The sequence below is a fragment of the Asanoa ferruginea genome, assembly GCF_003387075.1.
In the GTDB taxonomy this organism is placed as follows: domain Bacteria; phylum Actinomycetota; class Actinomycetes; order Mycobacteriales; family Micromonosporaceae; genus Asanoa; species Asanoa ferruginea.
The window spans coordinates 8,008,059-8,029,661 of record NZ_QUMQ01000001.1 but is presented as its reverse complement, the minus strand read 5'-3'; the positions used below and the strand labels follow the sequence as shown (position 1 = coordinate 8,029,661).

Below are 21,603 nucleotides of genomic sequence, written 5' to 3'. Positions count from 1 at the left end.
ATTGTCGGCGTCCTACCCGATGTCGACCAACCTTCACCGGCTATTGAGGTCTCCCGGGCAGTGGCGCGGGCCGGTGTCACCCGTAGGATAGTCACGTCACCCCGTTAGCTGATCGACTTTGGAGTTCCCATGGGCGCCGTCAGGCCTTGGCATATCGCCGTCCTCGTGGTCCTGCTGATTCTGCTCTTCGGCGCGAAGCGGCTTCCGGACGCGTCCCGCTCCCTCGGCCGCTCCCTGCGCATCATCAAGGCAGAGACGAAGGGCCTGGTCGACGACGGCAAGAGCGACGACGACCTCAACGAGAAGGCCGACGCGCAGGCCGCTCGCCAGCCACTTCCTCCGGTGCAGGCCTCGCCGCCGCCGGTCGTCGATCCGGTGCAGCGCTCGCGCGACGTGATCTGACGAGGGAGACCTCCTCCGGTCATGGCCGCCATCTCCCTGCGCCGTAAGGGGCCGACCGAGTTTCAGCGGGCCTCCGATGGCTCGATGACGCTGATCGAGCACATCCGCGAGCTGCGCAACCGGCTGTTCAAGGCGTCGCTGGCGCTGCTGGCCGGGCTCATCGTCGGCTACCTGCTCGCCGACTTCGTCTACGGCATCCTCAAGCAGCCTTACTGCGCGCAGTTCACCGTGCCCTGTGACCAGGTCAAGTTCCTGCAACTCGGCGCGGCCGACGGCTTCCTGCTCAAGCTCAAGCTGTCGCTGTGGATCGGCCTGATCGTCGCGTCGCCGGTCTGGCTCTACCAGCTCTGGGCGTTCATCGCGCCGGGGCTGCACCGCCACGAGCGCAAATACGCCTACTTCTTCGTCGCCCTGGCGGCGCCGCTGTTCATGGCCGGCGCCGTGCTGGCCTACTTCGTCGTTGCCAAGGGCCTGCACTTCCTTTTGCAATCGGGCGTCACCGGCGTGGAGCAACAGCTCGAGGTCACCCGCTACATCTCGTTCGTCACCAACATGCTGCTCATCTTCGGGGTGGCGTTCGAGTTCCCGCTCATCGTCCTGATGCTCAACTTCGTCGGCGTGGCGAGCGCGAAGCGGCTGCTCAGCTGGTGGCGGGTCGCCGTTTTCGTGTTCTTCCTGTTCTCCGCCGTCGTCACGCCGACGCCGGACCCGTTCGGCATGACCGCGCTCGGCGCCTGCCTCAGCCTGCTCTACTTCGGCGCGGTCGGCATCGCCTTCGTCAACGACCGGAGGCGTGGGCGCGGCAAGGAGATCTACGCCGGCCTCGACGACGACCAGATCTCGCAGCTCGAAGACGACCGCGAGCCGGTCGGCGCGGGTGCGCCGGTCGAGCCGATCGGCCCGGTGGCCGCACCGCTGCCGATCGACCGCCGGTTCGACGACGACATCACCTGATCTGGATGATCCACAGGGGCCCTGCCTGCGTGTAGGGTGCCGCCGTGAAGATCGACGGGCCGCTCTCGGTGCTGGCCAACCCCACTGCGGGACGAGGTCGGCACCGGGGGCTGCTGCCCGTCGTGCTGGAGCGGCTGCGCGGCACCGGCCGCCCGGTCGAGGTGCTCGACGCGCACACCGCCGATGAGGCCCGGGCCGCCTGCGCGGCCGCGGTCGCCGGCGGTGCCGCCGCGCTCGTCGTGGTCGGCGGCGACGGCACCGTCCATCTGGCTCTACAGGCGCTCGCCGGCTCCGGGGTGCCGCTCGGCATCGTTCCGGCCGGCACCGGCAACGACTTCGCCGTCGCCGCCGGCTTCACGGCCGAACCGCACGCCGCCCTCTCGAAGATCGTCGCGGCCGTCACCTCCGCGAGTGACACCGAGGTCGACCTGGCCCGGCTCACCGCCGCCGACGGCACGGTCCGCTGGTTCGGCGGGGTGCTCGCGGCTGGCTTCGACGCGATCGTCAACGAACGCGGCAACCGGATGCGCTGGCCGCGCGGCCCGATCCGCTACGACCTGGCGATCCTGGTCGAGTTGGCCCGGCTGCGCGCCCGGCACTACCGGATCAGCCTCGACGGCGTCGTTCAGGAACGCGACGCGGTGCTGGTCGCGGTGTCCAACGGCGGCAGCTACGGCGGCGGCATGCGGATCGGCCCCGACGCCGACCCGACCGACGGACTGCTCGACGTCACCGTGGTCGGGCCGATCAGCCGCACGACGCTGGTGCGGGTCAAGCCCCGGATCTACGCCGGCACCCACGTGACCCACCCCGCGGTCAGCACCTATCGCGCCACGAGCGTCGAGATCGAAGCGGAGGGCATCATCGGGTACGCCGACGGCGAGCGCGTCGCGGCCCTGCCGGTGCGGGTGGACTGCGTACCCGGTGCGCTCCGGGTTCTGCGGGCTAACGCCGGCTGAGCGCGACCGCGGCCGCCAGTCCGTTGATGGTGCCGGGGTCACCGGCGGGCAGCACCAGGGCGGCCAGCCCGGCGCGCACGGCACCGGCGTCGGCCGGCGTGTCGCCGACCATCAGCGCCCGCTCCGGATCGACGCCGAGCGCACCGCAGGCCCGCAGGAAGATCGCCGGGTCCGGTTTGCAGCGGCCGACCTCGTAGGAGAGCACGAACGCGTCGACGAGTTCGGCCAGCCCCCAGGCCTCGAAGTGCGGCCGGATGTCGAAGCCGACGTTGCTGACGACGGCCACCGGCACCCCGGCGGCGCGCAGCGCCTTCAGAGACTCGGCCGTGTCGGCGTAGGGGAGCCAGCCGTCGGCGCCGAGCAACCGGTCGTAGAGGGCGTCGGCCAGACCCTCGATGTCGGTGTTGACGGTCTCCGCGAGCCCGACGTAGGCCGCGCGGTGCGCGTGCGGGTAGAGGTCGCGGTCGGCCCACACCTCGGCCAGGTGCACGGGCACCCGGTGCGGCAACGGCCCACCGGCCCGTCCCGCGGTGACCAGGCGGTCGGCGAGCACGGTCGCCTTACCCCGATCGAGGGTGGCACCGCAGGCCACGGCGGCGGCGGCGACCCACGCGACCGGGTCCTCCACCTGCGCGAGGGTGCCGTGGAAGTCGAAAAGCACCGCCTCCACGGGGTAGCGGCCCTGGTGGGCCGGGCCGTCGGGCGCACGTGGACTGGGCGGCTCCACATGTTCTGGCAATGGCACGCCGAGGACCTTACCTACGACCTACCTGGCGGGTCCCGCACGGCCTACCGCGTCGGCGCGGCGCGCACGCCGTAATCTTGGATACATGTCGAGCCCTGCCGAGCGCTACTCCGCCGCGCGCCGCCGGGCCGCCCGGGCCAGCGCGTTTCCGGCCCTGGAAGAATTCGCCCTCGGTCTCGGCTTTGACCTCGACGACTTCCAGCGGGAAGCCTGCGAGGCGCTGGAGCGCGGCAGCGGCGTGCTGGTGTGCGCGCCGACCGGTGCCGGCAAGACCGTCGTCGGCGAGTTCGCCGTGCACCTGGCCCTGGCCAAGGGCGGTGGCGAACCGGACACGCCGCCCAAGAAGTGCTTCTACACCACCCCGATCAAGGCCCTGTCCAACCAGAAGTTCCACGACCTGGTCGAGCGGCACGGCGCAGCGAACGTCGGCCTGCTGACCGGTGACAACGCGATCAACGGCGACGCGCCCGTGGTGGTGATGACCACCGAGGTGCTCCGCAACATGCTCTACGCGGGTTCCCCAACCCTCACCGGCCTGGCCTACGTCGTGATGGACGAGGTGCACTACCTGGCCGACCGCTTCCGCGGTGCGGTGTGGGAAGAAGTGATCATCCACCTGCCGGCCTCAGTGACATTGGTCTCACTCTCGGCCACCGTCTCCAACGCCGAAGAGTTCGCCGACTGGCTGGTCACCGTCCGCGGCCAGACCGACGTCATCGTCAGCGAGCACCGCCCGGTCCCGCTCTGGCAGCACATGCTGGTCGGCCGCCGGATGTTCGACCTGTTCCACGACGCCGACGCGGCCAAGAAGCACGACGTCCACCCCGAGTTGCTGCGCTACTCGCGGGAGATGCTGCGCCGGCTGGAGATGGGCCGCGACACCTACGGCGGCAGCCGGGGCGGCCGGTCGCCGCGCTGGAAGGGCCCGCTGCGGGCCGAGGTGATCGAGCGCCTCGACCGGGAAAACCTGCTGCCCGCCATCATGTTCATCTTCAGCCGGGCCGGCTGCGACGCCGCCGTCCAGCAGTGCCTGGCCGCCGGGCTGCGGCTGACCAGCCCCGACGAGCGGCTCGAGATCCGCCGCATCGCCGAGGAGCGGATCACCGCCATTCCCGGCGAAGACCTGTCGGTGCTGGGCTACTGGGAGTGGCTCGACGGCCTGGAGCGTGGCCTGGCCGCACACCACGCCGGCATGCTGCCCGCGTTCAAGGAGGTCGTCGAGGAGCTCTTCGTCCGCGGCCTGGTCAAGGCCGTGTTCGCGACGGAGACGCTGGCGCTGGGCATCAACATGCCGGCCCGCTGTGTCGTGCTCGAACGCCTGGTCAAGTTCAACGGCGAGGCACACGTCGACCTGACGCCCGGCGAATACACCCAGCTCACCGGCCGCGCCGGCCGCCGCGGCATCGACATCGAGGGCCACGCGGTCGTGGTCTGGACGCCGGAGGTCGACCCGCGGCACGTGGCCGGGCTGGCGTCGACCCGCACCTACCCGCTACGGTCCAGCTTCCGGCCGTCCTACAACATGGCCGTCAACCTGGTCGGCACGGTCGGCGCCGACCGCGCCCGGTCGCTGCTGGAGGCGTCGTTCGCACAGTTCCAGGCCGACCGGTCGGTGGTCGGGCTGGCCAAGCAGGTGCAGCGCAACGAGGAGACCATCGCGCAATACGGCGAAGAGGTCACCTGCAGCCGCGGCGACTTCGACGAATACTTCGACCTGCGGATGCAGATCGGCGAGCGCGAGCGCGCGCTGGCCCGGCAGGGCCAGTCGCAGCGCCGGGCCCAGGCGGTGTCGGCGTTGGAGCGCCTGCGGATCGGCGACGTGATCCGGGTGCCGTCCGGCCGCCGCGCCGGCCTCGCGGTGGTGCTCGAGCCCGGCACCGGCGGCTTCGGCGACCCGCGCCCGCTGGTGCTCACCCAGGACCGCTGGGCCGGCCGGGTGACGTCGGCCGACTTCACCACGCCGGCCGAGGTGCTGGCCCGGATCCGGGTGCCCAAGCATTTCAACCACCGCAACCCGTCGGCCCGGCGCGACCTGGCCGCCGACATCACCGGCACGGGCCTCGACCGGCACAGCCGCCGCGGCCGCCGCGCCCGCGGCACCGGGGAAGACACCCACCTGGTCGAGCTGCGCGACAAGCTGCGCAAACACCCGTGCCACGCCTGCCCCGACCGCGAGGAGCACGCCCGGTGGGCCGAGCGGCGCCGCCGGCTGCTGCTCGACACGGAAGAACTGCGCAAGCGGGTCTCGTCTCGCACGGGCTCGCTGGCCCGCACGTTCGACCGCGTCTGCGGGCTGCTGACCGCGCGCGGCTATCTGAGCGAGAACGGCGAGGTCACCGAGAACGGCCGGATGCTGTCCCGGATCTGGTCGGAGGCCGACCTGCTGGTCGCCGAGTGCCTCCGGCGCGGGGTGTGGGACGCGCTGACCCCCGACGAGCTGGCGGGTGCGGTGTCGGTCGTGCTCTACGAGGCGCGCCGCGAGAACGACGAGCGGGCGTCGGTGCCACGCGGCCCGATCACCGAAGCGATCGACGAGACCGTGAAGACCTGGGTCGAGATCGAGGCCGACGAGGCCGCCAACGGCGTAGACCGCACGCGCGAGCCCGATCTGGGCTTCGTCTGGCCGATCGTGCGGTGGGCCCGGGGCGAGGCACTGGCCAAGGTCCTGGCCAGCGGCCACAACCTCGACGGTGACATGCCGGCCGGCGACTTCGTCCGCTGGGCCCGCCAGGTGGTCGACCTGCTCGGCCAGATCGCCGACGCCGGCGGCGCGTCCACGACCGTGCGGTCTACCGCCCGCCAGGCCATCGGCGCCATCAACCGCGGCGTCCTGGCCTACATCAACGCCTAGGCACGTCGTCCGCGGCGAAGAACTCGGCCAGCGCCGGCGCGATGGCCGCGGGGTCGACGTTGTGGGGTTGGCCGTGCAGCGTGCGGTGCCGCGCATCGGGTAGGGCGTCGGTGACCGCGCGCGCGGCGTTGCTGAGCCATGGGGTCGTGCCACCGTCGAGCACCAGCGTCGGAATGGTGACCGCGGCGATGCGGCTGGTGGGCAACGAGAAGTCGCCGGTGAGCATCGCGTCGTGGACGAGGGTCGGCGCGAGGTCTTCCATCGCCGGCCAGAACGGTGACTGGCGCATCGGGCTGACGAACTCCGCGGGCAGGTTGGCGGCTCTGGTGAAGAACAGCTCGAGCATGTCGCCCCGGCGGTCGGCGGCCAGCAGCTCGGTGAGCTGCTGAAGGTAGTCCGCAGGCACCGGCGGGCGGCTGTCATCGACGATGTAGGGCGGCTCCCAGACCACCAGTCTGGTGATGGCCAGGCCGCGGGCGGCCGCCTCGAGGGCGATGATCCCGCCGCCGGACGTGCCGTAGACAGACGCGGATCCGCCGGCCGCGGTGATGAGGGCGGCCAGATCCTCGAACTCCCGGTCGACGGTGTAGGGAGCCGTGTCGCCGCTGTCGCCGTGCCCGCGACGGTCGTAGTTGAAGACGCTGAACGACGGCGCCAGCAGGTCGGCGACCGCGGTGTTGACCACCCGGGTGGTCGGGCCGCCGCCGATGAGGATGACCGCCGGGCCCTCCCCAACCTGGTCGTAGGCGATGGAGGTGCCGTCCTTCGAGGTCACTTCGCTCATGATCGGTGCCTGCCTCTCAAGGTCGCGTGGTGCCGGGCGTGAGGTTGATCGCTATGCCGTCGACGACGATCCGCAAACCGTGCTCGAAGGAGGCATCACCGTCGCCGCTGTCACGGATGGCGGCCGCCAGGATGGGCGTGGCTTCGAACAGGTCCGTGGGTGACCCATCGACGTGGCGCTGCTGCAGGGCTTGTTCTTCGAGCACGAATCCGTTGACGAAGCGGGTGAGGGTTCCGATCGCCAGCAGCGCCTGCGCCGGGGTGAACCCGCACTCCACCAGTGATCCGAGTTCGGCTTCGAATTTGCCGATGAGTTCGGGCCCGGGTCGGGTGCCGGCCACGAGTCGGGCTCCGTCCCGGTGCGACAACAGGATCGCCCGACGCTCGCGGCCACGCCGGGCGAACCAGTCCTGCCAGGACTCACCGTGGCGTGGCGGCCCGAAATGCTGACGCGACTGCAACGTCTGCGCCATCTCGTCGAGCAGTGCCCGCTTGTCGCGGAAATGCCAGTAGAGGGCGGGATTCTGCACGCCGAGGCGCGCGGCGAGCCGGCGGACGGTCACCCCGTCGAGCCCTGCCTCGTCGAGCAACTCCAACGCCGAAGTGACGATCTCTTCGCGATCCATGCGGGCACCCCAGACTTCGATCGATTGACACCTTAGCACTGCTAAGGCTACGTTGGGCCCCTCGCCACTTAGCGATGCTAAGGAGAGATCATGTCCACTGTCGCCACCACCTCCCGCACGACGCGACACCTACTGTCCGGCGGCCTGGTCGCGCCACTGTTCGTGCTGGTGATGCTCGTCGACGGCATCGTCCAACCCGGCTACCGGTCCTTGCACCACTACGGCAGCGAGCTCAGCCTGGGCCGCTTCGGATGGATCCAGATCGCCAACTTCCTCATCACCGGGCTGGCGTTGTGCGCTTTCGCGGTCGGCTTGCGCGGAGCGATACCCAGCGGACCGGGATCCCGGTCGGCGCCGGTCCTCGCCGGCATCTGCGGGGTCGGGCTCCTGGTCGCCGGGATCTTTTCCACGGATCCGACTCCGGGCTACCCCGTCGGCGGCATCGTGCCGGAACACCCCACGTTGCACGGCCAGATCCACGGCTACGCGCCCATGGCGGTGTTCCTGTCACTCGCGGCGCTCATCTTCGTGATGGCCCGGCGGTTCGCCAAGGACCCGGCGCTGCGCGTCTGGATGTGGTGCAGCATCGCCGCCGGGATCCTCGTGCCGGCAACCTTCATCGCCAGTGCCGCCCTGTATGACTTCGCGACCCAGACGGGGCACTATCACGGCCTCTTCCAGCGCATCAGCCTGGCCATCGGCTTCGGCTGGCTGGGAGCGCTCGCGCTCCACCTGCGGGGCGAGCGGCCGCTACGCGGTTAGCCGGCGTTGCTGATCGCGTCGACCAGGCGGCGGCAGGGGCCGGCCAGGTTCCACTTCTCGGCCAGGGCCAACAACTTGTCGCCGTCGGCCGGTGCCGCGGGCAGGGCTGGGTCGACGGCGGGTAGCTCGACGTCGCGGGCCACCTTGACCACCGTCGGGGCGACGGCGAGATAGTCGCGGGCGCCGTCGAGCTTGCCGCGCAGGCCGGGCGCGAATCCTGACTTCGGGTCGTCGAGGGCGGCCAGCATCGCGTCGAGGGTGCCGTAGCGGCTGATCAGGCGGGCCGCCGTCTTGTCGCCGACGCCGGCGACACCGGGCAGGCCGTCGCTCGGGTCGCCGCGCAGCGCCGCGAAGTCGGCGTAGCCGGCCGCCGGGACGCCGTATTTCGCCTCGACCGCCGCGTTGTCGCAGTCTTCGAGCTTGCCGACGCCGCGTCCGCAGTAGAGCAGGCGGACCGGCTTCTGGTCGTCGATGAGCTGGAACAGGTCGCGGTCGCCGGAGGCCACCTCGACCGGGCCGGGCTGCGTGGTGGCCAGGGTGCCGATCACGTCGTCGGCCTCGTAACCCTTGGCGCCGATCGCCGGGATGCCGACCGCGGCCAGCACCTCGAGGATCAGCGGCACCTGGGCCTCGAGGTTGTCGGGCACGACCTCGGTCGACGGGCCGCCGCCGGGTGCCAGCCGATGCGCCTTGTAGGACGGGATCAGCTTGACCCGCCACGCCGGCCGCCAGTCGTAGTCGAGGGCGCAGACGATCCGGTCGGGCCGGCGGGTCCGGATGAGCTGGGCGACCATGTCGAGGAAGCCGCGGACCGCGTTGACCGGGCTGCCGTCGGGCGCCTGGGCGGCCGACTCCGGGATGCCGAAATAGGCCCGGAAGTAAAGACTCGCCGAGTCAACGAGCAACAGCGGTCGCTTGGTCATCGTCACACTCTGCCACGCCCTCGATCGCAGGGCGGACGGGGCCCTTGGCCGGGGCGGGGTGGCGGCGGGCGTCGAACAGCGCGACCGACAGGGCTGTCAGTGCGAGCAGGCCGCCGACCAGGGCGAGCGGGCGGGCGCCGGCCGAGGGGAGCAGCGCGCCGCCGAGCAGCGAGCCGCTCGCGATGCCGGCGTTGAACGCCGAGCCCATGCCGGCCGAGGCGACGTCGGTGTTGCCGGGCGCGAGTTGCAGCGTGCGGCCCTGCACCGCGGCGGCCAGCGCGCTGAAGCCCAGGCCGGCGAGCGCGAGCAGGCCCACGGTGAGCGGCTTGACCGGGCCGAACGCGTAGAGCAGCAGGAGCGTGCCGCCGACCAGCGCGAGCGGCGCGGCGATCGCGACCACCGGGCGGCTGTCGATGAACCGGCCGACGATCATCGTGCCGAGCACGCCGGCGGCGCCGGAGACCAGCAGCAGCACCGACAGCGACGACGCCGGGAAGCCGGTCACGTCGAGCAGGAACGGGGTGATGTAGGTCTGCGCCGTCAGGTAGCCGGTGATGCCGACGGCGGTGACCACCAGCAGCGTGCGATAGCCACGCGGGTCGGGCGCGGTGCCCCGGGCGGCGCCGCCGTCGGCCGGTGCGAACGAGGGCAGCAGCGCGGTGACCACGATGCCGGTGAGCAGGCCGACCACCGCCATCACCGCGAACGCCGTGCGCCAGCCGGCCTGCTGGCCGATCCAGGTGCCGAGCGGGACGCCGAGCACCGGCGCGAGCGCGGGGCCGACCGAGAACCGGGCGACGATGCGGCCGCGCACGTCGGCCGGGAACAGACCGGTCACAGTGGACCCGATGACCGACCAGAACAGCGCCTGGGTGGCGGCCGTCGCCAGCCGGGCGCCGGCCAGCAGCCAGTAGCTGTGTGCGAACGCCGACAGGGCGGTGGCCAGGGTGAACACCACGAAGGTGCCGGCCAGCAGGCGGCGGCGGGGGATCCGCTTGGTCAGGTGGGCGAGCGGCAGCGAGGCGATGACCACGACGAACGCGTAGCCGGTGACCAGCAGCCCGACCGCCGATCTGGACCGATGTAGATCCGGCGCGATGAGCGTGAGCAGGCCGATCGGCAGCAGCTCGGTGGTCACGTAGGCGAACGCGGCCAGGGAGAGTGCGACCAGGGCGGCCGTGGCCCGGGCGGGGGAGAGCTGCGGTGCCATCGGAGCCTCCAAAGTGTCGCCACCAAAACGCGCAACGGTGGTAGCATATCGAACATGGTCGCAGAAGGCATCACCGATTTGCCATTGGTCGCCGGCCATCCGGTGTTGGACCTGGTCAACACAGTGGAGCCGCGCGGCGACGGGCCACCCGAGCGGGATCATCTGGGTTCGCCGCACGACCTATTGGTGTGGGCCGGGCGCGCTGGCATCGTCGGCACGGAAGAGGCGGCCCGGGTCGGCACGGCCTGGTCCGCCGACGCGAAGGCCGCCCAACACGCCCTGAGCGTGGTGCGCGACCTGCGCGAGACCGTCTACGGCGTGCTGGTGCGCGGCGCCGGCGCCGACCCGCTGCTGGGCTGGTGGCGCGACGCGCTGGGCCGGGCTGAGCTGGCCGCGGCGAAGGACCATCCGGTCGAGATCGTGGTCGAGGGCGACGCCACGCTGGTCACCGACCGGTTGGTGCTCGCGGCGGCCGACCTGCTGACGACCCTCGACCGTGCGGCGCTGAGCGAGTGCCCGCTGCCGGAGGGCGGCTGTGGCTGGCTGTTCCTCGACCACAGCCGCAACCACTCTCGGCGCTGGTGCGCGATGGCCGACTGCGGCGCGCGGGCCAAGGCCCGCCGGCTGACCGAGCGCCGCCGCGCCGTCAGGAGTGGCGCCGGGCCAGCGAGACGGCGGGGCGTTCCTGCTCCGGACGGGGCGGGGGAGCACCGCGCCAGCGGAGCACGCCGTGATACATGATGGTCACGCAGGCCGCCGCGTTGGCAAACGAGGCGAGCACGTCGGTCGGGTGGTGCATGCCGCGATAGAGCCGGGTCAGCGCGACGCCGACCGGGATCAGCACGAAGATGGTCCAGACCAGCGTCTCCCAGCGCCGGTCGGTGGCGCGCAGCGCGAAGAGCAGCGCCAGCCCGCAATAGAGGGTGGCGGCGGCCGACGTGTGGCCCGACGGGAAGCTGGACGTGGGTGGCGAGACGTCCATGTGCACGACGTCGGGGCGCGGCCGGTCGATCACCAGCGTGGTGCACAGGAAGATCAGCGCCTGTGCCGCGACCGCCGACGCGAGGAAGATCGGCTCGCGCCACGGGCGGCGGGTGACCAGCAGGATCGCCACGGCCAGCGTGCACACGCCGATCACCGACCAGGTGTCGGCGATGGTGCTGAACACCAGCGACGCGGCGGTCAAGGTGCCGGAGCGGGCCGCCTCGAGCGACTCGTTGACCCGGTCCTCGACGGTCAGGGGCCACCAGCCGTCGGCGACCTTGGTGATGAACAGCCCGAAGGCCACCATCAGCGCGTAGAGCGCGACGAGCGGGAGCAGCACACGGAGCAGAACCTGGCGCATGGCAGGTGTCCTTACCCGTTCGCGCCGCCCGGCACTCCCAATGCCGCCGGTGACTCCGCGCCGGGGACCAGCAGCCGGGGCGCGCCGCCGCCGCCGGCCGGCACCGACCACACGTCGGGGCGGCCGTCGGCCTGGCGCAGGGTGTAGGCGACGGTGCGGTCGTCGAGCCACGCGGGCTGATCGTCGACGCTCGCGGTTTCGGCCAGCGGGGTCACCGCCAGCGTCGCGAGGTCGAGCACCGACAGCCGCCAGCCCTTGGTCGGGTCGCCTTCGATCGCGCGCTTGAACGCGATCCGGCTGCCGTCCGGTGACAGTGACGGGCACTCGACGTTGGTGGTGACCGGGCGCAGCGTGCGCGCCGCGACGTCGCCGGCCATCAGGTAGCGCTGGCCGCCGGACGACATCGTGGCGTAGAAGGTGTTGTCGTCGGCCGCGAACGTGACGCCCCAGAAGTTGCGGTCGGCCGCGCGCGCCGGCACCGTGAACTCCTCCAGCGACGGCACCAGCGTGCCGGTGCGGGTGTCGAGGATGCCGGTGCGGGTCGAGAAGCCGCCGCTGTTGTAGGAGTCGCCGCCCACGAACGTGGTCCAGGCGACCATCCGTCCCGATGCGGAGACCCGGGCCCGGTTGGGCAGGCCGGGAATGTCGACGGACCGCACGGTGGTCAAGGTCCGATCAAGAACCTGCAGCTGGTACGCCCACGGCGTCGCCTGTCGCAGGCAGACTCCGGTGCCACCGGCGGCGTACGCCCGGACGCACTCGACCGCGGAGACGGTGCGCGGGCCGGCGGGGTCCATCATGGACACCGTCGCCAAGTGCCGGTCGGTCACCGTCAACAGCACCGGTGCGGCGTCGAGCGTGACCGGTGCCGTCGCGCCGACCGCGGGCGTGCGGGACGCGGCGGCGGTCCGGATGTAGAGCACCGCCGCCGTGGCCAGCACGACGACGACTGCCAGCAGCGTGAAGACCCGTACCCGTAAGCTCATGCGGCTTGTCCCTTGTGGAATAGCAGGCCCGCGGTGACCCCGCCGGCGACGACCGCGACGAGCGCCGCGGCGAGCACCGCCGCCGTCGGTCCCCAGGCGGCCCAGGCGAGCCCGAACAGCACCGACGACACCAGGTAGGCCAGCGCCTGCCCGGTCTGCACCAGCGCCAGGCCGGTCGCCCGCAACGTGTCCGGCAGCACCGGCCCGGCCAGTGCCATCAGCACCCCGTCGGTCGCCGCGTAGAACAGGCCGTAGGCCCCCAGCGCGGCCACCAGCAGTGCCCAGCCACCGACCGGCGCGGCCAGCAGCAGGTAGGTGAGCGCCAGCGCGGCATAGCCGGCGAGCAGCACCGGCCGCCGCCCGATCCGGTCGGCGAGCACGCCCAGCGGCGCGGCCAGCAGCAGATAGCCCAGGCTGGTGCCGACCGCGAGCAGTGGGAACCAGACCAGCCCGAGTTCGGTGCGGCGTTGCAGCATCAGGTAGACGAAGCCGTCGCCGATCGTCGCGACGCCGAGCAGCGTCGCGGCCAGCAGCAACCGGCGCAGCCCGGCCACCCGCAGCAGCGCGGCCGCGTCCCGCAACCCGGGCCGGGGCGCCGCGACCGGCGCGACGACAGCGCGTTCGCGCACGAAGAGCACGAGCACCGCCACACCGAGGACCGCCACGCAGAAACTGGTCACGAAGACCGCGTCGTAGGACTGGCCCGAACCGGCCAGCACCGCCAGCGCGACCAGCGGCCCGAGGAACGCGCCGACCGCGTCCATCGTCCGGTGCACCCCGAACGCCCGCCCGAGCGCCGACGGCGGAGTGGAGAGCGTGATCAGCGCGTCCCGCGGCGCCGTGCGCAGTCCCTTGCCCATCCGGTCGACCGCGACCACGAAGCCGATCCCGGTCAGCGACCGCCCGGCGGCCAGCAGCCCGAGCTTGGCCACGGCCGACAGCGCGTAGCCGAGCCCGGCGAGTGCCTTGCGGGCCCGGATCCGGTCCGCGACATAGCCGCCGACGATCCGCAGCACGGCGGTCGCGCCGGTGTAGACGCCGTCGACGACCCCGTACGCCAGCGGGCTCAGGTTGAGGCCCAGCACCAGGTAGAGCGGCAGCACGGCGGTGACCATCTCGGCGGAGACGTCGGTGACCAGACTGACGGTGCCGAGCGCGACGACGTTGCCCGCCACGAACGCCCGGCCGCGCGCCCGAGGACCGGCGGTACGGTCGATCGTGGAGAGGTACACGTCGAACACCCTCTATGCCGGATCGCAGCGGGACAACCGTCGGCGGGTGAACAGATCGGATGCCCGGCGTTCACCCGTACGACGAGAGCTTGTTCATTCATGACCGTAGATTCCTGTGCCATGCGCATCCGGATCCTGGCCGGCGCCGCCACGGCGACCGTTCTGGCCGGCGTCGTCATCGCCGCCGTCCTCAGCCCGACCACTCCCGCCTCGGCGGCCACCAGCACGTTCCGGCCCGTCGCCGACACCTACGTGCAGACCGACACGGCCTCGACCAACTACGGCACGTCGACCCAGATCGTCGTCGACAACGACCCGGTACGCCGGCTGTTCCTACGTTTCACGGTCAGCGGCGTCAGCGGCACCGTCTCGAGCGTGAAGCTGCGGCTGCGCACGATCAGCGGCAACGATGGCAGCAACAACGGCGGCACCTTCCGCGCGATGTCGAACACCACCTGGTCGGAGACCGGCACGACGTGGAACAACCAGCCCGCGATCGACGGCGCCACGGTCGGCTCGATCGGCAGCGTCACGGCCGACGGGTGGTACGAGGTCGACGTCACCAGCGTGGTGAAGGGCAACGGCACGTTCAGCTTCGGCGCGACGTCGAGCAGCACCGACGGCGCCTACTACGACGCGCGGGAGAGCGGCACCGACGCGCCGCAACTCGTGGTCACCACCGGCACGACCACGACACCGCCGCCGAGCGGCGACCCGGTGCTGGTCGGCGCCGGTGACATCGCCACCTCGGGCTCCGGCGACAGCGCGACCGCGGCGTTGGTCAACGGGATCTCCGGCACGGTGTTCACCACCGGCGACAACGTCTACGACAACGGCACGGCCAGCGAGTTCAACAGCTACTACCAGCCGACCTGGGGCGCCTTCAAGTCGCGGACCCGGCCCGCGCCGGGCAACCACGACTACAACACCTCGGGCGCCACCGGTTACTACGGCTACTTCGGATCGCAGGCCGGCCCGTCGGGCCAGGGTTACTACTCCTACAACCTCGGCAACTGGCACATCGTCTCGCTCAACTCCAACATCAGCATGACGTCGAGCTCGGCCCAGGTGACCTGGCTGCGCAACGACCTGGCCGCCAACACCCGGCCCTGCACGCTGGCCTACTGGCACCACCCGCTGTTCACCTCGGGCGCCAACCACGCGCCGTCGTCGTCGACCCGCCCGCTCTACCAGGCGCTCTACGACGCCAACGCCGACGTGGTCGTCTGGGGCCACAACCACCAGTACGAGCGGTTCGGCCCGATGAACCCCAGCGGCGGCGCCGACAGCGCCCGCGGCCTGCGCTCGTTCGTGGCCGGCATGGGCGGCGCCGACCACTACGGCTTCGGCACGATCCAGCCCAACAGCCAGGCCCGCAACAGCGACACGTTCGGCGTTCTCAAGTTCACCCTGCACAGCAACTCGTACGACTGGCAGTTCGTGCCCCAGTCCGGCAAGACCTACGCCGACAGCGGAACAGGTGCTTGCCATTGAGCTAGTGTCGGGAATGTCATGACTGTTCCCGAGCTGAGCAGCACCGTCCGCCTCATGGTCAACGGGGCGCCACACACGCTCGCGGTCGACAACCGCACCACCCTTCTCGACCTGCTCCGCGACCGGCTCGACCGGCCGGGCACCAAGAAGGGCTGCGACCACGGGCAGTGTGGCGCCTGCACGGTGCTGCTCGACGGCCGCCGGGTCAACTCGTGCCTGCTGCTCGCGGTCGCCGTCGACGGCCGCGAGGTGACCACCGTCGAGGGCCTGGCCGACGACGAGCCACACCCGATGCAGGCGGCGTTCCTCGCGCACGACGCCTTCCAGTGCGGCTACTGCACACCCGGCCAGATCTGCTCCGCGATCGGCATGCTCGACGAGTTGGCCGCCGGCTGGCCCAGCGTGGTCAGTGACGGCGTCGGGCACCTCGACGACGCGGAGATCCGCGAGCGGATGGCGGGCAACATCTGCCGGTGCGGCGCCTACGTCAACATCGTCGCGGCGATCCGCGAGGTCGCCGGGGGCGACTGACGATGCGGGAGTTCGCCTACGCCCGGGCCCGCGACGTCGACAGCGCCGTCGCGCTGGTCGCCGACAACCCGGGCGCCCGCTACCTGGGCGGCGGCACCAACCTGGTCGACCTGATGAAGCTCGGCGTCGAGCGCCCGGACCTGCTGGTCGACGTCACCGGGCTGCCGCTCGATGAGGTCTCCGAGGACGACGGCGGTGGCCTGCGGGTCGGCGCCGAGGTGCGCAACAGCGACCTCGCCGCGCACCCGCTGGTCCGGCACCGCTACCCGATGCTCAGCGAGGCGCTGCTGTCGGCCGCCTCCGGCCAGTTGCGCAACGTCGCGACCACCGGCGGCAACCTGATGCAGCGCACCCGCTGCGGCTATTTCACCGATCCGGCCAAAGCGTGCAACAAGCGGGTGCCCGGCTCCGGCTGCCCGGCCATCGAGGGCCTGCACCAGAATCTGGCCATCCTCGGCGCGTCCGACCACTGTGTCGCCACCCATCCGTCGGACCTGGCGGTCGCCCTGGCCGCGCTCGACGCCCGGGTGCTGGTGCACGACCTGGCCGGGCCGCGCGAGGTCCCGCTCGACGACTTCTACCGCCCGGTCGGCGACCGCCCCGACCGCGAGGTCAACATCCGCGACGGCACGCTGGTCACCGGCATCGTGCTGCCGCCGCCGGTCGCCGGCCGGTCCCACTACCGGAAGGTCCGCGAGCGGGCGTCGTACGCGTTCGCGATCGGCTCGGTCGCCGCGCTGCTGGCCATCGAGGCCGACCGGGTGAGCGAGGTGCGGATCGCCCTCGGCGCGGTGGCCTCGCACCCCTGGCGGGCCAGGGTGGCGGAGCGGTCGGTGCACGGCGGCCCGGCCACCGCGGCCGCGTTCGAGGTCGCCGCCGAAGCGGAACTCGACGCCGCGCGCCCGCTACGCGACAACGCCTACAAGGTGCCGCTGATCCGCGACCTCATCGTCGCGGTGCTCACCGAACTGGCCGGCCGATGACCCGCACCTGGCAGACCGCGCCGGCCGTCGGCCACCCGCTGACCCGGATCGAGGGCCTCGACAAGGTGACCGGGCGGGCACACTACGCCGCCGACATCGCGCTGCCCGGCCTGGTCTACGGCTGGGTCGTGCCGGCGACCATCGCCCGCGGCCGGGTCCGGGCGCTCGACGTCGACGCCGCCCTGGCGATGCCGGGCGTGCTCGCGGTGCTCGACCGGCAGAACGCGCCCCGGCTCACCGACATCGGCGAGGGAACGCTGTTCCTGTTCCAGAACGACCGGGTGGCCCACTACGGCGCACCGGTCGCGCTGGTCATCGCCGACACGCCGGAGCGGGCCCGGGAGGCGGCGGAGCGGATCCAGGTCGACTATTTCGAGGAACCGCACGACGTGGTGTTCCGCGCCGACCATCCGCAGCTCTACGCACCGGACCACGTCAACCCGCAGCTCCCCACGGTGACCGACAAGGGCGACGTGGACGCCGCGCTGGCCGATGCCGCCGTCGTGGTCGACCGCGAATACCGCACGCCGGCCCAGCACAACAACGCGATGGAGCCGCACTCGGGCACCGCGGTCTGGGCCGACGGCCGGGTCACCCTCTACAACTCGACCCAGGGGGCCTACCGCATCGCGGGAACGCTGACCAGGCTGTTCGGCTTCGAGGCGGGCACCCTCCACGTGGTCTCGGAGCACGTCGGCGGCGGCTTCGGCAACAAGGGCCTGGCCCGGCCCGAGGCGGTGCTGGCGGTGATGGCCGCGACCCTGGTCGGCCGCCCGGTGCGGGTGACCCTGACCCGGCCGCAGCTCTTCCCGCTGACCGGCTACCGCACGCCGACCGCCCAGCGGGTCCGGCTCGGCGCCGGCGCCGATGGCCGGCTGGTCGCGCTCGAACACCGGGCCGCGTCGCAGACCTCGCGGCTGCTGGAGTTCACGGAGCAGTCGGCGACCTACTCCCGCGCCATGTACGCGGCCGACAACCTGCGCACCAGCCACCGGGTGGTGGCGCTGGACATCCCGACGCCACGATGGATGCGGGCACCGGGGGAGGCGCCCGGCTCGTTCGGGCTGGAGTCCGCGATGGACGAGCTGGCCGAGGCGTGCGGCGTCGACCCGATCGAGCTGCGGCTGCGCAACGACACGACCACCGAGCCGGCGTCCGGGCACCCGTTCAGCAGCCGGCGGCTGGCCGAGTGCCTGCGCGCGGGTGCCCGGCGGTTCGGCTGGGCGGACCGCGACCCCCGCCCCGCGGTACGCCGGGACGGCCGCTGGTGGCGGGGGACCGGAATGGCCGGCGCGCACTACCCGGCCCGGACCGCGCCGACCATCGCGCACGCGACCGCGCTGCGGTCCGGCGGCTATGTGGTGCGGGTGGGCGCGGCCGACATCGGCACCGGCGCCCGCACCGCGCTCACCCAGCTCGCCGCCGACGCGCTGGAGGTGCCGGTCGAGCAGGTCCGGGTGCTGATCGGCGACAGCGACTTCGGCCTGGCGATGGTCGCCGGTGGCTCGATGGGCACCGCGTCGTGGAGCTGGCCGGTGCTGACCGCCTGCCACGACCTGGCCCGCCGGCTCGCGTCCGGGGAGGCGATCCCGCCGGACGGGCTGACCAGCACCTTCGACTCGACCGAGGCGGTCGGCGCACGCCGCGACCTGGCCCGCTACGCGTTCGGCGCCCACTTCGCCGAGGTGGCCGTCGATGTCACGACCGGCGAGGTGCGGGTGCCGCGGCTGACCGGCGTCTACGCGGTCGGCCGGGTGGTCAACCCGCTGACCGCCCGGTCACAGCTCATCGGCGGGATGACCATGGGCCTGTCCTGCGCGCTGCTCGAGGAGTCCATGATGGACGTCGGGTCCGGCGACTTCCTCAACCACAACCTCGCCGACTATCACGTGGCGACCAACGCCGACGTGGGCGCCCTCGACGTGGCGTTCGTCGACGACCCCGACGACGAGCTCAACCCGGCCGGCGTCAAGGGTCTCGGCGAGATCGGCATCGTCGGCGTGCCCGCCGCGATCGCCAACGCGATGTGGCACGCGACCGGCGTGCGCCAGCGTGAGCTGCCGATCAGCCCCGCCCGCGCCGCACTCTGACCGAACGTTGATCGATCTCACTCTGGCGTACGTGGACAGTCACCGGAACATGAGATTAGCTTGTCGATCGTCGTAACCCCCCTTTCGACGAGGTGATCCGATGACGGCACCGGCTGGTCATCCCCTTGCGCGGCTCAGCGCTGCCGAGATCGACTCCGCCCGAACGCTGTTCCAGAAGCACGACCTGCTGACCCCGACGACCCGGTTCGCGCTGCTCGCGCTCGAAGAGCCGACGAAGGACGCGGTGCTCGCCTGGCGCACCGGCGACCCGCTCGACCGGCGGGTCCGCGCCACCCTGCTCGACGTGGCCACCGGCCAGGTCCGCGCGGTGGTCGCGTCGGTGACCCGCGAGGAGATCGACCAGGTCACCGAGGTCGACACCGCCGTCGACGGGCAGCCGCCGATCCTGCTCGACGAGTTCATCGCGGTCGACGAGATCGTCAAGGCCGACCCCGAGTGGCGCGCCGCCATCGAGCGCCGCGGCATCACCGACTTCGACCTGGTCCGGCCGTGTCCGCTGTCGGCCGGCAGCTACGACATCGAGGGCGAGCGCGGCCGGCGCCTGCTGCGGGTGCTGTCGTTCGTCGCCAACCGGCCCGAAGACCACTGCTGGGCCCACCCGATCGACGGCGTGGTCGCCTACGTCGACCTGATCGAGAAGCAGGTCATCCAGCTCATCGACAGCGCGCTGCTGCCGGTGCCGGCCGAGGAGGGCAACTACGACGACCCGGTCTTCACCGGCCCGCCGCGCGAGTCGCTCAAAGCCTTGGAGATCACCCAGCCCGACGGCCCGAGCTTCCAGGTCGACGGCGACGAGGTGACCTGGGAAGGCTGGAAGTTCCGGATCGGCTTCGACCCGCGCGAGGGCCTGGTGCTGCACCAGCTCTCCATCCAGGACCGCCCGCTGGTCTACCGCGCCTCCATCGCCGAGATGGTCGTTCCCTACGCCGACCCGAGCCCGGTGCGGTTCTGGCAGAACTACTTCGACGCCGGCGAATACCTGCTCGGCCAGCAGGCCAACTCGCTGGTGCTCGGCTGTGACTGCCTCGGCGAGATCCGCTACTTCGACGCCGTGCTCGCCGACGGCGACGGCAACCCGCGCGAGGTCAGCAACGCGATCTGCCTGCACGAGGAAGACTTCGGCGTGCTGTGGAAGCACTCCGACCTGTTCACCGAGGCGGCCGAGACCCGCCGCCAGCGCCGCCTGGTGATCTCCTACTGGGCCACGGTCGGCAACTACGACTACGGCTTCTTCTGGTACCTCTACCTCGACGGCACCGTCGAGATGGAGGTCAAGGCGACCGGCGTGGTGTTCACCTCGTCCTACGCGCAGGAGTCCGACTACGCGACCGAGATCGCGCCCGGCCTCGGCGCGCCCTACCACCAGCACCTGTTCAGCGCGCGGCTCGACATGATGCTCGACGGGGTCGGCAACGCGGTCGACGAACTCGACGTGCGCCGGCTGCCGGTCGGCGAGGCCAACCCCTACGGCAACGCGTTCACCCGCACCGCGACCCGGCTGACCCGGGAGTCCGAGGCGGCCCGCTCCGCCGACAACAGCGTCGGCCGGGTCTGGCGGATCTCCAACCCGGGCAGAACCAACCGCCTCGGTCAGCCGGTCGCCTACGTGCTGCGGCCCGAGGGGCAGCCCGCGCTACTGGCCGACGAGACCTCGTCGATCGCCCGCCGCGCGGCGTTCGCCACCAAGCACCTCTGGGTCACCCGGCAGCACGCCGACGAGCGTTACCCCGCCGGCGAAAACGTCAACCAGCACCCGGGTGGTGCCGGCCTGCCGGCCTTCGTCGCCGACGACGAGTCGATCGACGGCGAAGACATCGTGCTCTGGCACACATTCGGCAGCACGCATTTCCCGCGGGTCGAAGACTGGCCCGTGATGCCCGTTGATCGTTGTGGATTCGCGCTGCGGCCCGCCGGATTCTTCGACCGCAACCCCACTCTGGACGTCCCGGCAACTACGGCTAAACACTGCCATTAATAACATTTCGGGGGTACGTCCATCGCGTGGACGTACCCCCGAAACAATTATTTAACGTTAACGGCGAGTGATGACCGCCATCGCGGCAACCGCGCCTTCGACGCCATGGATGACGTCACGCAGCGGAGCCGGCAGGCGAGCGACGATCGCGCCGATCGCGTCGGACACCTCTTGCCTGCTCCACTCGAGCATGATGCGTTGTTCGAGGCCAGCAGCCTTGACCAGCGCCGCGAGGGTGGCCGTCTGCGCATCGATCTGCGACGGTCGCTGTAGGTAGTAGGACAGTCGCACGAGCGGCCTCGTTGCCGTCAATGCGTTGACTGCGGGGTAACGCACAGTAAGCTTCCTGGACAGCCCGGAACGCTGTTCGTCGCGACGGACCATCCCCGCGGCGACGACGCGTTGCGCGACCACTTCGCCGACGTTGCTGCGTAGGTGCTCCACCCAGGCGCGGGGAACGAACTCGCTCCCTCTGCTGTGGATCTCGCGCAGCACGACGTCGGTCACCGGGTCTCCCCACGGTCGAGGGTCGTCGACGGCGAGCTTGCCCGCCACCACCGTGACCCGCCGCTGCAGGATCAGCTCCGCGAGAGCGGCACCGGCCAGGCCGGCGTCGAGCATCTCGTCGTTGATGACTGTCTTGCCGGTGTATTCGTTGTGTCCGACCATGAAGAGTTCGTCGGCAAGCCCTAAGTCGCTCATAACCTCAGGCAGAGTGTGGGAGTCGAGGG

Annotated in this window: 20 protein-coding genes; 11 read left to right on the top strand and 9 right to left on the bottom strand. The window is 71.5% G+C overall.

What is annotated here, in order from left to right; translation table 11 throughout:
• The first annotated feature begins 129 nt into the window (after positions 1 to 129).
• Genes tatA through DFJ67_RS37460 form a run of 3 tightly spaced genes read left to right on the top strand, consistent with a single transcriptional unit; the run spans position 130 to position 2,315 of the window.
• Positions 130 to 402: a Sec-independent protein translocase subunit TatA gene (tatA, locus tag DFJ67_RS37470; RefSeq protein WP_116073768.1), complete on the top strand. Its 273-nt coding sequence runs from the start codon at positions 130 to 132 to the stop codon at positions 400 to 402.
• A gap of 21 nt (positions 403 to 423) precedes the next feature.
• Positions 424 to 1,356 carry a twin-arginine translocase subunit TatC gene (gene tatC, locus DFJ67_RS37465; protein WP_239097128.1) on the top strand — a complete coding sequence of 311 codons (933 nt, stop codon included), beginning with the start codon at positions 424 to 426 and terminating at the stop codon, positions 1,354 to 1,356.
• 44 nt (positions 1,357 to 1,400) lie between these two features.
• The gene (locus DFJ67_RS37460; protein WP_239097129.1) at positions 1,401 to 2,315 is read left to right on the top strand and encodes a diacylglycerol kinase; all 915 of its coding nucleotides are present in this window, start codon (positions 1,401 to 1,403) and stop codon (positions 2,313 to 2,315) included.
• Here DFJ67_RS37460 and DFJ67_RS37455 read toward each other — a convergent pair.
• A complete protein-coding gene (locus DFJ67_RS37455) occupies positions 2,302 to 3,054 on the bottom strand; it encodes an HAD family hydrolase (RefSeq protein WP_239097141.1) in 753 nt (250 codons plus the stop codon). The genes DFJ67_RS37460 and DFJ67_RS37455 overlap by 14 nt on opposite strands.
• 91 nt (positions 3,055 to 3,145) lie before the next feature.
• Here DFJ67_RS37455 and DFJ67_RS37450 point away from each other — a divergent pair, with 91 nt between their 5' ends.
• On the top strand, positions 3,146 to 5,911 hold the full coding sequence (locus DFJ67_RS37450; RefSeq protein WP_116073766.1) for a DEAD/DEAH box helicase: 2,766 nt from the start codon (positions 3,146 to 3,148) through the stop codon (positions 5,909 to 5,911).
• On the opposite strand, the gene DFJ67_RS37445 is transcribed toward DFJ67_RS37450, so the two are convergent.
• Together DFJ67_RS37445 and DFJ67_RS37440 are read right to left on the bottom strand one after the other, a co-directional pair.
• Entirely contained in the window at positions 5,901 to 6,695 is a 795-nt protein-coding gene (locus DFJ67_RS37445) for an alpha/beta fold hydrolase (RefSeq protein WP_116073764.1), read from the bottom strand. The two genes, DFJ67_RS37450 and DFJ67_RS37445, sit on opposite strands and share 11 nt — an antisense overlap.
• Positions 6,696 to 6,711: 16 nt before the next feature.
• Positions 6,712 to 7,320, bottom strand: a complete 609-nt coding sequence (locus DFJ67_RS37440) for a TetR/AcrR family transcriptional regulator C-terminal domain-containing protein (RefSeq protein ID WP_116073762.1) — start codon at positions 7,318 to 7,320, stop codon at positions 6,712 to 6,714.
• A 90-nt stretch (positions 7,321 to 7,410) separates the two neighbouring features.
• On the opposite strand from DFJ67_RS37440, the gene DFJ67_RS37435 reads away from it, so the two are divergent.
• A complete protein-coding gene (locus tag DFJ67_RS37435; RefSeq protein ID WP_116073760.1) occupies positions 7,411 to 8,082 on the top strand; it encodes a DUF998 domain-containing protein in 672 nt (223 codons plus the stop codon).
• Here the strand turns inward: DFJ67_RS37435 and DFJ67_RS37430 are convergent.
• Both DFJ67_RS37430 and DFJ67_RS37425 read right to left on the bottom strand, forming a co-directional pair.
• Entirely contained in the window at positions 8,079 to 9,005 is a 927-nt protein-coding gene (locus DFJ67_RS37430) for a 5'-3' exonuclease (RefSeq protein ID WP_116073758.1), read from the bottom strand. The genes DFJ67_RS37435 and DFJ67_RS37430 overlap by 4 nt on opposite strands.
• Positions 8,977 to 10,215 (bottom strand): MFS transporter, encoded by a 1,239-nt coding sequence (locus DFJ67_RS37425; RefSeq protein WP_116073756.1) that lies wholly within the window; start codon positions 10,213 to 10,215, stop codon positions 8,977 to 8,979. Before DFJ67_RS37425 ends, DFJ67_RS37430 begins: the two co-directional genes overlap by 29 nt.
• Before the next feature lie 54 nt (positions 10,216 to 10,269).
• On the opposite strand from DFJ67_RS37425, the gene DFJ67_RS44215 reads away from it, so the two are divergent.
• On the top strand, positions 10,270 to 10,956 hold the full coding sequence (locus DFJ67_RS44215) for a CGNR zinc finger domain-containing protein (RefSeq protein ID WP_239097130.1): 687 nt from the start codon (positions 10,270 to 10,272) through the stop codon (positions 10,954 to 10,956).
• Here the strand turns inward: DFJ67_RS44215 and DFJ67_RS37415 are convergent.
• The 3 genes from DFJ67_RS37415 to DFJ67_RS37405 are packed head-to-tail and all read right to left on the bottom strand — an operon-like array spanning position 10,862 to position 13,778.
• Positions 10,862 to 11,560 (bottom strand): phosphatase PAP2 family protein, encoded by a 699-nt coding sequence (locus DFJ67_RS37415; RefSeq protein WP_116073754.1) that lies wholly within the window; start codon positions 11,558 to 11,560, stop codon positions 10,862 to 10,864. The genes DFJ67_RS44215 and DFJ67_RS37415 overlap by 95 nt on opposite strands.
• A gap of 11 nt (positions 11,561 to 11,571) precedes the next feature.
• Positions 11,572 to 12,546, bottom strand: coding sequence for a TolB family protein (locus tag DFJ67_RS37410; RefSeq protein WP_116073752.1), 975 nt, complete (start codon positions 12,544 to 12,546; stop codon positions 11,572 to 11,574).
• Positions 12,543 to 13,778 (bottom strand): MFS transporter, encoded by a 1,236-nt coding sequence (locus DFJ67_RS37405; RefSeq protein ID WP_116073750.1) that lies wholly within the window; start codon positions 13,776 to 13,778, stop codon positions 12,543 to 12,545. The genes DFJ67_RS37410 and DFJ67_RS37405 overlap by 4 nt, the downstream gene beginning before the upstream one ends.
• A gap of 120 nt (positions 13,779 to 13,898) precedes the next feature.
• Here DFJ67_RS37405 and DFJ67_RS37400 point away from each other — a divergent pair, with 120 nt between their 5' ends.
• The 5 genes from DFJ67_RS37400 to DFJ67_RS37380 all read left to right on the top strand — a co-directional run bounded on the left by DFJ67_RS37400 (position 13,899) and on the right by DFJ67_RS37380 (position 20,872).
• Positions 13,899 to 15,272: a CBM96 family carbohydrate-binding protein gene (locus DFJ67_RS37400; protein ID WP_116073748.1), complete on the top strand. Its 1,374-nt coding sequence runs from the start codon at positions 13,899 to 13,901 to the stop codon at positions 15,270 to 15,272.
• A gap of 18 nt (positions 15,273 to 15,290) precedes the next feature.
• The gene (locus DFJ67_RS37395; RefSeq protein WP_203783513.1) at positions 15,291 to 15,803 is read left to right on the top strand and encodes a 2Fe-2S iron-sulfur cluster-binding protein; all 513 of its coding nucleotides are present in this window, start codon (positions 15,291 to 15,293) and stop codon (positions 15,801 to 15,803) included.
• Positions 15,804 to 15,805: 2 nt separating this feature from the next.
• On the top strand, positions 15,806 to 16,786 hold the full coding sequence (locus DFJ67_RS37390; protein WP_116073746.1) for an FAD binding domain-containing protein: 981 nt from the start codon (positions 15,806 to 15,808) through the stop codon (positions 16,784 to 16,786).
• The gene (locus tag DFJ67_RS37385; RefSeq protein WP_116073744.1) at positions 16,783 to 18,876 is read left to right on the top strand and encodes a xanthine dehydrogenase family protein molybdopterin-binding subunit; all 2,094 of its coding nucleotides are present in this window, start codon (positions 16,783 to 16,785) and stop codon (positions 18,874 to 18,876) included. The genes DFJ67_RS37390 and DFJ67_RS37385 overlap by 4 nt, the downstream gene beginning before the upstream one ends.
• Positions 18,877 to 18,976: 100 nt before the next feature.
• A complete protein-coding gene (locus DFJ67_RS37380; protein ID WP_116073742.1) occupies positions 18,977 to 20,872 on the top strand; it encodes a primary-amine oxidase in 1,896 nt (631 codons plus the stop codon).
• Positions 20,873 to 20,929: 57 nt separating this feature from the next.
• Here DFJ67_RS37380 and DFJ67_RS37375 read toward each other — a convergent pair whose 3' ends face one another.
• Complete coding sequence (locus DFJ67_RS37375; protein ID WP_170216153.1) at positions 20,930 to 21,574, bottom strand: GOLPH3/VPS74 family protein; 645 nt, start codon at positions 21,572 to 21,574, stop codon at positions 20,930 to 20,932.
• Positions 21,575 to 21,603: the final 29 nt, after the last annotated feature.

Bases quoted from the DNA above. Each gene is read 5' to 3' on its own strand.
- DFJ67_RS37430 (WP_116073758.1), bottom strand. From the start codon at position 9,005: ATGACCAAGCGACCGCTGTTGCTCGTTGACTCGGCGAGTCTTTACTTC.
- DFJ67_RS37415 (WP_116073754.1), bottom strand. From the start codon at position 11,560: ATGCGCCAGGTTCTGCTCCGTGTGCTGCTCCCGCTCGTCGCGCTCTAC.
- DFJ67_RS37395 (WP_203783513.1), top strand. From the start codon at position 15,291: ATGACTGTTCCCGAGCTGAGCAGCACCGTCCGCCTCATGGTCAACGGG.
- DFJ67_RS37375 (WP_170216153.1), bottom strand. From the start codon at position 21,574: ATGAGCGACTTAGGGCTTGCCGACGAACTCTTCATGGTCGGACACAAC.
- DFJ67_RS37390 (WP_116073746.1), top strand. From the start codon at position 15,806: ATGCGGGAGTTCGCCTACGCCCGGGCCCGCGACGTCGACAGCGCCGTC.
- DFJ67_RS37400 (WP_116073748.1), top strand. From the start codon at position 13,899: ATGCGCATCCGGATCCTGGCCGGCGCCGCCACGGCGACCGTTCTGGCC.
- DFJ67_RS37440 (WP_116073762.1), bottom strand. From the start codon at position 7,320: ATGGATCGCGAAGAGATCGTCACTTCGGCGTTGGAGTTGCTCGACGAG.
- DFJ67_RS44215 (WP_239097130.1), top strand. From the start codon at position 10,270: ATGGTCGCAGAAGGCATCACCGATTTGCCATTGGTCGCCGGCCATCCG.
- DFJ67_RS37445 (WP_116073764.1), bottom strand. From the start codon at position 6,695: ATGAGCGAAGTGACCTCGAAGGACGGCACCTCCATCGCCTACGACCAG.
- DFJ67_RS37435 (WP_116073760.1), top strand. From the start codon at position 7,411: ATGTCCACTGTCGCCACCACCTCCCGCACGACGCGACACCTACTGTCC.
- DFJ67_RS37385 (WP_116073744.1), top strand. From the start codon at position 16,783: ATGACCCGCACCTGGCAGACCGCGCCGGCCGTCGGCCACCCGCTGACC.
- DFJ67_RS37450 (WP_116073766.1), top strand. From the start codon at position 3,146: ATGTCGAGCCCTGCCGAGCGCTACTCCGCCGCGCGCCGCCGGGCCGCC.
- DFJ67_RS37425 (WP_116073756.1), bottom strand. From the start codon at position 10,215: ATGGCACCGCAGCTCTCCCCCGCCCGGGCCACGGCCGCCCTGGTCGCA.
- DFJ67_RS37380 (WP_116073742.1), top strand. From the start codon at position 18,977: ATGACGGCACCGGCTGGTCATCCCCTTGCGCGGCTCAGCGCTGCCGAG.
- tatC (WP_239097128.1), top strand. From the start codon at position 424: ATGGCCGCCATCTCCCTGCGCCGTAAGGGGCCGACCGAGTTTCAGCGG.
- tatA (WP_116073768.1), top strand. From the start codon at position 130: ATGGGCGCCGTCAGGCCTTGGCATATCGCCGTCCTCGTGGTCCTGCTG.
- DFJ67_RS37410 (WP_116073752.1), bottom strand. From the start codon at position 12,546: ATGAGCTTACGGGTACGGGTCTTCACGCTGCTGGCAGTCGTCGTCGTG.